This is a genomic window from Burkholderia sp. Ac-20392 (assembly GCF_017104585.1).
In the GTDB taxonomy this organism is placed as follows: Bacteria; Pseudomonadota; Gammaproteobacteria; order Burkholderiales; family Burkholderiaceae; genus Burkholderia; species Burkholderia lata.
This window is the reverse complement of record NZ_JAAGPB010000801.1, coordinates 1-2470: the sequence shown is the minus strand read 5'-3', so window position 1 is coordinate 2470 and position 2470 is coordinate 1. Positions and strand designations below refer to the sequence as shown.

The window sequence follows — 2470 nt, the reverse complement described above, 5'->3', positions numbered from 1 at the left end:
CATGCGGCGATCATCGCGCGGCAGCTCGGCATTCCGGCGCTGGTTGCGGTTGGCGATGCGCTGTACGCGATTCCGGACGGCACGCAGGTCGTCGTCGATGCGAGCGCGGGCCGGCTCGAACACGCGCCGACCGCACTCGACGTCGAGCGCGCGCGGCACGAGCGCCAGCGCCTGGACGGCGTGCGCGAGGCGAACCGGCAACTGGCCGGTGAAGCGGCCGCGACCGTCGATGGTCGCTCGATCGAAGTCGCCGCGAACATCGCGACGCTCGACGATGCGAACACCGCGGTCGACAACGGCGCCGATGCAGTCGGCCTGCTGCGCACCGAGCTGATGTTCATTCATCGCCAGGCTGCACCGACGGCCGTCGAACACCAGCAGAGCTATCAGTCGATCGTCGACGCACTGCAGGGCCGCACGGCGATCATCCGCACGCTCGACGTCGGCGCCGACAAGGAAGTCGACTACCTGACGCTGCCGCCCGAACCGAACCCGGCGCTCGGCCTGCGCGGCATCCGCCTCGCGCAGGTGCGCCCCGATCTGCTCGACGATCAGTTGCAGGGCCTGCTCGCGGTGAAGCCGTTCGGCACGGTGCGCATCCTGCTGCCGATGGTCACCGATGCGGGCGAGCTCGTACGCCTGAAAAAGCGCATCGACGAATTCGCGCGCGCTCAGGGCCGCACCGAACCGATCGAGGTCGGCGTGATGATCGAGGTGCCGTCGGCCGCGCTGCTGGCCGACCAGCTCGCGCAGCACGCGGATTTCCTGTCGATCGGCACCAACGACCTGACGCAGTACACGCTCGCGATGGACCGCTGCCAGGCCGACCTGGCCGCGCAATCCGACGGCCTGCATCCGGCCGTGCTGCGCCTGATCGACATCGCGGTGCGCGGCGCCGCGAAGCACGGCAAGTGGGTGGGCGTGTGCGGCGCACTCGGCGGCGATCCGCTCGCGGTGCCGGTCCTGGTGGGCCTCGGCGTGACCGAGCTGTCGGTCGACCCCGTATCGGTGCCGGGCATCAAGGCGCGTGTGCGCCGTCTCGATTACCAGTTGTGCCGTCAGCGCGCGCAGGATCTGCTCGCGCTCGATTCGGCACAGGCGGTAAGGGCAGCAAGCCGCGAGGTCTGGCCGCTCGACTGAGCGTCGACGGCAGGTTCGCGACCGGTTTCACGACGAAAGCAATTAGCTCAACGACGATTAATGACGAGACAAGGATTGGAGGACTGAATGAACGGGAATCCGTTTCTGAAAATACAGGGCCTGGGCCGGGCGCTGATGCTGCCGATCGCGGTATTGCCGGTTGCCGGCATCCTGCTGCGACTCGGCCAGCCGGACGTGTTCAACATCAAGATGATCGCCGACGCCGGCGGTGCGATCTTCGACAACCTGCCGCTGCTGTTCGCGATCGGCGTGGCGGTCGGTTTCGCGAAGGACAACAACGGCGTCGCTGCGCTCGCGGGCGCGATCGGTTACCTGATCGAAACCGCGATCATGAAGGACATCGATCCCAAGCTGAACATGGGCGTGCTGTCCGGGATCATCGCGGGTGTGGTCGCGGGCCTGCTGTACAACCGCTATAAAGACATCAAGCTGCCGGACTACCTCGCGTTCTTCGGCGGCAAACGGTTCGTGCCGATCATCACAGGCCTCGTCTGCGTGATACTCGGCATCGCGTTCGGGTACGTCTGGCAGCCGGTCCAGCATCTGATCGACGCGGCCGGCCAGTGGCTGACGACGGCGGGCGCGATCGGTGCGTTCGTGTTCGGCTTCCTGAACCGCCTGCTGCTCGTCACGGGCCTGCACCACATCATCAACTCGCTCGCATGGTTCGTGTTCGGCAACTTCACGCCGCCCGCCGGCGGCGAGATCGTGCACGGCGACCTGCACCGCTTCTTCGCGGGTGACCCGACCGCGGGCACCTTCATGGCCGGTTTCTTCCCGATCATGATGTTCGGTCTGCCGGCCGCGTGTCTGGCGATGCTGCACGAAGCGCCGAAGGAACGCCGCGCGATGGTGGGCGGCCTGCTGTTCTCGATGGCGCTCACGTCGTTCCTGACCGGCGTGACCGAGCCGATCGAATTCAGCTTCATGTTCCTCGCACCGGTGCTGTATGTGATCCACGCGGTGCTGACGGGGCTGTCGCTCGCGATCTGCCAGATCCTCGGCGTGAAGCTCGGCTTCACGTTCTCGGCCGGTGCGATCGACTACGTGCTGAACTACGGGCTGTCGACGAAGGGCTGGATCGCGATCCCGCTCGGCATCGCGTACGGCGCCGCGTACTACGGGCTGTTCCGCTTCTTCATCCGCAAGTTCAACATGGCCACGCCGGGCCGTGAGCCGGCATCGGCCGATGCGGCCGCGGAATCGTACGCATCGGGCGGCTTCGTCGCGCCGGCTGCCGGCGCCGCTGCGGTTGCAGCCGCACCGCGCGCGCAGCGCTACATCGCCGCGCTCGGCGGGGCAGGCAACA

The 2470-nt window shown here is 67.2% G+C and carries 2 protein-coding genes; both read left to right on the top strand.

The features are described from left to right. Positions 1-1140 (top strand): phosphoenolpyruvate--protein phosphotransferase (gene ptsP, locus G3N99_RS38375; protein ID WP_206124989.1); only part of this gene is annotated, 1140 nt, incomplete at its 5' end. An 87-nt stretch (positions 1141-1227) separates the two neighbouring features. After that, a partial coding sequence (locus tag G3N99_RS38370) for a PTS transporter subunit EIIC (RefSeq protein ID WP_206124988.1) occupies positions 1228-2470 on the top strand: 1243 nt, incomplete at its 3' end.